Here is a 6,459-nt window from a genome sequence, read left to right as displayed (position 1 = left end):
CCGCCCATTGAGGCGGTTTTTTATTGTCTCTTTTGTCTTGCGTTGAATTACATTTGACTACATGTTGTCTTTCATCGTGATTTTTTGTAATCTCTTTTGTAATTCGTTGTGGTCAGTTGTGGTTGGGTAGTGAATGAAAACAGTTCAATGTACGTTTAGATTACCAAGTGAAATTGTTGATTTAATTGATAAACAATCAGGTAGAACACGAACAGATAAATTATTAAATTTACTTGGTCACGGGTGTAATCAGAATGATTACAGCGCAATCGATGAGCGTATGAAAGCCGTTGAAAATCGCCTTTCTGCTCTTGAGGACACGAAACAAGTGAAGGTAAAAGACACGACTAACAATCAAAATATTTCGGCAAATCAGCAGCGTGCTTTAGAGGCAAAGGAAAGGGTTTTTTCTGCTTTAAATGATCTGAAAAGTAGGGATGCGATTCCTCTTTATCGTGGAAAGCCAAGTCTTACAAAATTGAAAGAAATAACAGGCATTGATAGAGGGACGATCTCAAAATACATCAATGAATGGTTAGAAATGTAGAGCGTTCTTTAGTGAGTTCTATAATTGACCGCCTCTATGGGCGGTCTTTTTGTATCTGGACGTTACCGTGTATCGGATCGCTTTAGGGGAATTACGTTAAATACAAACATGCTGCAATTTATTTATTTCTTATTTAAAAACTCATATTAATTAATAAAACCCCACAACGAAATTGTGGCGTTTTTATTTTTAAATAAAGTTAAGCATTTTACATGCATAAAAATTCATCATGGTCATATCGTGGTCATATGGCGGTCATATTGAGGTTATATTGCGGTTATGTTTTTCTATTATTCATTTTTTTTAAGTTTATATTCAGTTTATATTTGGTCTATATTTGGTCTACATTTGGTTGATTGTTGGTTTATAACTGGTTGATTTATATAAGACAGGTAGTATTTAGGTAATATCTAGGTAGTATTTGTGTAGTAAACAGGTAGTAAACAGGTAGTAAATGGGTAACATTTAGGTAGTATTCGTGTAACTTCCCCCCCGTCCATTCAAGAACAGGCACGCTGCCGATTGTATACAAACTCGTACCTCGTTCGTCTAATCGGCGTGCCACATCGTGTGCTAAGGGATTATCCCTTAAACCCTATTTCACTCTACGAGCGATGGAATATCTTTAAATTAGGATATGAACTATATGTGTTTTGTGGGTTTTTAAGGCATTGATGGAGGTAGGATTTACGCGTAATATGAGCAGATAAAACAAAGCCCCGATTTCTCATGACTTCAAACTTGGCGGGATGAATTTGAGAAAATCGAGGCTGCGAAACTAATCATTGAGATGATTTGCGTCTCTAAGGAAATTATAGCAAATGGACATTCAAAAACAATCTAATAACCGCCGTAAGTGCAGTTATGAGTGAAAACCAATCAATTAAATCTCTTTAAATCTGATTTTATCGAGTCATTACCTACAAAACCCTATTGTACTGATGAATTGGGCGTGACATTTATTCGTCCTAAACTTACCGCAATCAATAAAAAGTACATTCAAGTTAATCGACCATCGACTGATTTGTATTTAGTTTTTGATCTTGATTATGAGTATTCAGCCTTAGCATGGTCTGATCTAAATTTACCCGCGCCAGCGTGGGCGGCTAAAAATCCAATTAATGGACATTCCCATTTAGGTTATGCGCTAAGTGTTGGCGTCTGTACGTCATCAATGGCAAGGCTGGCACCTCTTAAATATTTAGCCGCAATACAATCGGCGTATACGGAAATATTAAAAGCGGATCGTTCTTATGCTCGATTATTAACGAAAAACCCATTACATGAAGCATGGAAAACAACATGGTGGACTGATGAAAAGTACACTCTCGATTATTTAGCTGATTTCGTTGATCTGACAGGACACCCATTAAGGGGTAAAGAGAGTCATGGATTAGGGCGTAATTGTGAGTTGTTCGAGAATGTGGCTCATTGGGCATATAAGGAAGTTCGAGAATATTGGTCGCCTGACTATAAGAGTAAATGGCAAGATGCTGTAGTGAGCCATACAGAGGCTTTAAATGCTCAATTTATCGAACCTTTGCCTTACTCCGAAGTGAAAAGTATCTCTAAATCGATCGCTAATTTTGTCATTCGTCATTTTAGCCCTGAAAAATTCCGTGAATCTCAGGCTATCAAAGGTCGTAAAGGTGGGTTGATAGGAGGTAAGCGAGGATCTATTAAGGATAAAGTTAAGGCTGGTACATTAGGCGGTGCAATGTCTAAAGGCGGTGGTCGTCCGTCGAAGTCAGGTTTTAGTAGGGAAGAACGTGAATCTTTAGTATTAGAGAAAAAAGCTCAAGGTTTATCTAATCGCGCTATAGCTGATGATCTTAGTATTTCGTCTAGTACCGTAAGTTTAATTCTTCGCAATTCAAAATAGTGATCGAAACAAGCAAAGCCTTATCAGATAACAGCCCGTTTTAGGGTTGTTTTGCTTTCTAGGTAATTTCAAAAGAAACCTTATTGTTTGTGTGCGGAGCACAAACTCATTCTGTACTCGATATTGAATAAGGTGATTGTGTGTAAAGTTGGGGCAGCTTGTCTGTCCTACTTTTCCACATGAACCGATTCCCTTAAGGCTGACGCGCTACGCTTGTCGATACATGGTGCTTGGATAATCTCGTACCTCGATTAACCAGGCCCACGTATTCGAACTCAGAAAACAGTACTTTTTCGTCCATTCCTAATAAACACCGGTCAAACTTTCATTTTGGGATCGTGTAACACTGATAACAAAATAACAACGTCACTTTTTGGCTGATTTAATCGGACAAAACTATCTTAAATACTCGTTATCTTTCCTATTTTCTCTGAACGATGATCACGCAGTGCGCGTTAGATGCATACTGTTAAATACAGGCGTTTCTAACTCAAAGTCATACTACGAGCCGAGTGATCGGTATTTTTGGTCTTAGAATCGTTTCTAGGGGCGATTTGACGGGTATTTGGGACATATCAGATGGATAAGCGATTTATGGCGAGATGGATTGATAAAAATAGTCAGATTTAAAATAAATCTATTCTGAAGTATTTAGTGATATCTAACTCTGTACAAGAGTGAAATTTATACATTTATGCACTAGTTTTCTATTTTATTTTCATTCTATTGGGTTAATTTGCATTAATATTTGTTTTTTGTTGGCTCATTACTTATTTATTTAATAGTATCCTCTGATTATATGATACTTGTGGGCTATGACGTGGATAAAAGTGATTTAATTGAGATTCATTATGATGGTGAAGGAGAAGATATTAAAGCGCATTTAATGTCCGCAACTTTGGTTTCAAGTAGTGTAAAAGCTTTTGATGTTCTTTATAAAGAAGCATTTTATGAAGCCAATAAAATTTTTAAATCAAAATATAAAACAAATACGTATATTCAAGGTGGATTTGATGAGGGATCATTGAAGTGGTTACAAAAGATTATTTCAAATCAAAAAGAAGAACAAATAAATATTGATGATTGTTCTTGTAAATCAAAGATTACAGCAGCAGTTTCAAATGCATTATCTATTTTATTGAAAATTGATGAAAATATGCCTGAAATTAAAATAAAGGAATCTTCAGAGGGGTATTCTGTCCATATTAATGAAAGAGAGTGTGAGCCGACAGATCCTCTTGTTTGTGCATTATTAACAAATAAAAAGGCATCTAAAGCTATTTCTCAGCTAGTTAATCCTTTAAGTATTGATGGTATTGATACATTAACGATAAGTGATTTTAATAATGCTGAAAATACGAATTCAGTTATAGAAATAAAGAAAAGTGAGATAAAACGATTTACAAGAAAAAGCACAAATTTTTCAATTGTTGAAGATGGTGAGTTTACTGGTTTTTATAAAGTTGAAGACTTATCATATAATCCACAAAAAGCATGGAAATTTATTTCGATTAACAAGCCATCAGATAATTTTACTGGAATTATAACTGATGAATATTTTTGGAGTGAAGTCTCATCTAATAAACAACGATTTGGGTGTGAGGATGTGATGGATCTTGTTGTTTTTTGGAAAAAAGAACGGAAAAGCCTAACATCTAAAGCGAGAACCTCTTATATTGTAAAGAGTGTTAAGCATTATGATAGAGGTAATGAAATACAATGTACTATGCCTTGATTCTATTGATTGTTTATATTTTTATAATGGTTTTAATTTTATTAAAGCCATTATTTAAATATTTATTTAGTTTACGTGGTGTAAAAATTGTATATGAGAATTTAAAAGGTGAAAAAAGCACAAAAATCATATACTTATCAGAGAGCGATCCTTTGTATTTGGCTTTGAAGTCAAATAGAGAGGTGTGATTTTTGGATACTTCAAATATGGGTGTTAAAACAACGCGATCTGATGCTGTATTAGGGACGCCAATTACAGGTATATTAACTTTTGTAATATTAACATGGGCTGGAAGTTTACCTAGTGATTATGTTTTAAAGCCATATATAACAGACGTGACAATATCAATAACCGCTTCTCTTTTAGGGCTTTTTGTTACATTTATAATTTCATATATGAGGTTTTTTATTGGAATACTTACTAAGTATGTTGCACATATCATTAAAATAAAGAGTTGCAATTCTATTATAAATAAAAATGCGAACATATCACCAGAAGCAAAAGCCAAGGCACAGAAAGCGATTGATGATTTAACATTAAGTAGTGTTAATGACATTGCATCAACTAAAATTGCAGAATAACAGTTTTACCGATTTTTATTAATTTAATGTTGCTTTTACATAAATCTTTCTTGTTAAATGCCGTCTAATGTAACGGGATTTAACAAGAAAGATTTAAAAGAGCTCAAGAAAGAGCCCTTCCTTATTTCAAGGTTATTCGCTATATCCATTGCGACGTGCATTATCTACACAGTCAGTACGGTTAACATATCCTTGACTAGATGCACCAACAATTCGACCATTAGATGCTGTTCTTCTCCATCGCCATTCACCTGAAGTGTCTTTATAAAATTCCCATTTATCATTCATAGCAATAGATTTCCTTTAAAAGTGATAATCAACTTCTGATCACCTAAATCTACATATGGGTTCAGTTGTATAAATTTCAACTTGTTTTTAAATAAAATACAGCTATCTGTGATATTTCTCATGTATGTGACAAATATCTGTCAGTCAGTACGCATAAAATTTGTAATGTTAAATGCCAACAATTTAAGAGGTCGCTTAGGCGGCCTTTGTTGTATCTGGACGTTACCTCGTATCGGATCGCTTTAGATGAAGACGGTTAAATAAACTTATATTGAATAATGTTCTTTATGGTTTTAAGACTGGTTGTGAAAAGGTTTTTGTGACCACAGAAGATAGATGTTGTTTACTAGAATGGTGATTGTAAGTATTATTTTAATATACTTAATTATTTTCAAATAGTTATTTGTGAGCAGATACAGAAAAGCCCACTTATAAAGTGGGCTTTTCTGTATTCTTCATATGTCCACAGGGGGAAGCTTTCGCTAACGAGTCCCGTGACTAGTGGTTTAATATTAGAGGGAAATGACGATGCCGTCAACAATAATAAAAGAAACATTGTCAGCAGCAAGGATTGGCACTTATGAAACGGCGATAGGACTTAATGGTAACCCCCTATCAACTGAGCATGCACTTAAGTTATATGGATGGAATGCTCAAGTTTCGGCTGCTTTTTTTTCACCTTTGCATTTATGTGAAGTAGTAATTAGGAATGCGGTTGCAAGTGCTTTAGAGGCAAAGTATGGCGACAGATGGCCGTGGTCTCCAAGTTTTGAAGGAAGTCTTCCTAATCCAAATAAAGGTTATAATCCGAGAAAAGATTTAATTAACTCACGTAAAAGAATGTTGACGACAGGGAAAGTGATACCAGAATTAAACTTTGTTTTTTGGCAAAAAATGTTAACGAGTCGATTTGATTCTCGATTGTGGGATAGTCACTTGCATCAGGTCTTCCCTAATCATGTAGCTGGAACTAGCGTTAGTGTTTTAAGGTGTCGCCTTCATAATGATTTAGAGCAAGTTCGTAAATTAAGAAATCGAATTGCACACCATGAGCCTATTATTGCAAGAAATCTAGATGATGATTTTGAAAAAATCAGCTCTCTTATTGAAGTTAGATGTTTGCCAACATCTAACTGGATGATGAAAAATCAATTTGTAACGCCATTAATGTCTCTAAAGCCATTTTAATATAACTTTTATAACATAACTTTCAGAAAGGTCGCCATTGGCGACCTTTGTTGTATCTGAACGTTGCAACGTGTCAGTACGCAACGCATAAATAGAATTACTGTTAAATGACCGCCCATTGAGGCGGTTTTTTATTGTCTCTTTTGTCTTGCGTTGAATTACATTTGACTACATGTTGTCTTTCATCGTGATTTTTTGTAATCTCTTTTGTAATTCGTTGTGGTCAGTTGTGGTTGGG

At 34.8% G+C, this 6,459-nt stretch carries 6 protein-coding genes; 5 read left to right on the top strand and 1 reads right to left on the bottom strand.

Features of this window, described 5'->3' with window-relative positions:
* Positions 1-133: 133 nt before the first annotated feature.
* From C9I86_RS19510 to C9I86_RS19490, 4 genes are all read left to right on the top strand, one after another.
* Positions 134-547: a hypothetical protein gene (locus C9I86_RS19510; RefSeq protein WP_107277248.1), complete on the top strand. Its 414-nt coding sequence runs from the start codon at positions 134-136 to the stop codon at positions 545-547.
* 868 nt (positions 548-1,415) lie between these two features.
* Positions 1,416-2,429 (top strand): replication initiation protein, encoded by a 1,014-nt coding sequence (locus C9I86_RS19505; protein ID WP_107277247.1) that lies wholly within the window; start codon positions 1,416-1,418, stop codon positions 2,427-2,429.
* Positions 2,430-3,249: 820 nt separating this feature from the next.
* A complete protein-coding gene (locus C9I86_RS19500) occupies positions 3,250-4,164 on the top strand; it encodes a hypothetical protein (protein WP_146142645.1) in 915 nt (304 codons plus the stop codon).
* 191 nt (positions 4,165-4,355) lie between these two features.
* Positions 4,356-4,745: a hypothetical protein gene (locus C9I86_RS19490; protein ID WP_146142644.1), complete on the top strand. Its 390-nt coding sequence runs from the start codon at positions 4,356-4,358 to the stop codon at positions 4,743-4,745.
* Between the two features lie 132 nt (positions 4,746-4,877).
* Here C9I86_RS19490 and C9I86_RS19485 read toward each other — a convergent pair whose 3' ends face one another.
* Positions 4,878-5,033 (bottom strand): DUF1508 domain-containing protein, encoded by a 156-nt coding sequence (locus C9I86_RS19485; protein ID WP_107277243.1) that lies wholly within the window; start codon positions 5,031-5,033, stop codon positions 4,878-4,880.
* Positions 5,034-5,561: 528 nt separating this feature from the next.
* On the opposite strand from C9I86_RS19485, the gene C9I86_RS19480 reads away from it, so the two are divergent.
* A complete protein-coding gene (locus tag C9I86_RS19480; protein ID WP_199190818.1) occupies positions 5,562-6,221 on the top strand; it encodes a hypothetical protein in 660 nt (219 codons plus the stop codon).
* The last annotated feature ends 238 nt before the right edge of the window (positions 6,222-6,459 follow it).

This window comes from Photobacterium sp. NCIMB 13483, from assembly GCF_003025475.1.
GTDB lineage: Bacteria > Pseudomonadota > Gammaproteobacteria > Enterobacterales > Vibrionaceae > Photobacterium > Photobacterium piscicola.
Note: the sequence above shows the minus strand (reverse complement) of the source record. Positions and strands in the feature narration are given on the sequence as shown.

Excerpts from the sequence above, each read along its gene's own strand:
- C9I86_RS19510 (WP_107277248.1), top strand. The coding sequence starts at position 134 with ATGAAAACAGTTCAATGTACGTTTAGATTACCAAGTGAAATTGTTGAT.
- C9I86_RS19480 (WP_199190818.1), top strand. The coding sequence starts at position 5,562 with ATGCCGTCAACAATAATAAAAGAAACATTGTCAGCAGCAAGGATTGGC.
- C9I86_RS19485 (WP_107277243.1), bottom strand. The coding sequence starts at position 5,033 with ATGAATGATAAATGGGAATTTTATAAAGACACTTCAGGTGAATGGCGA.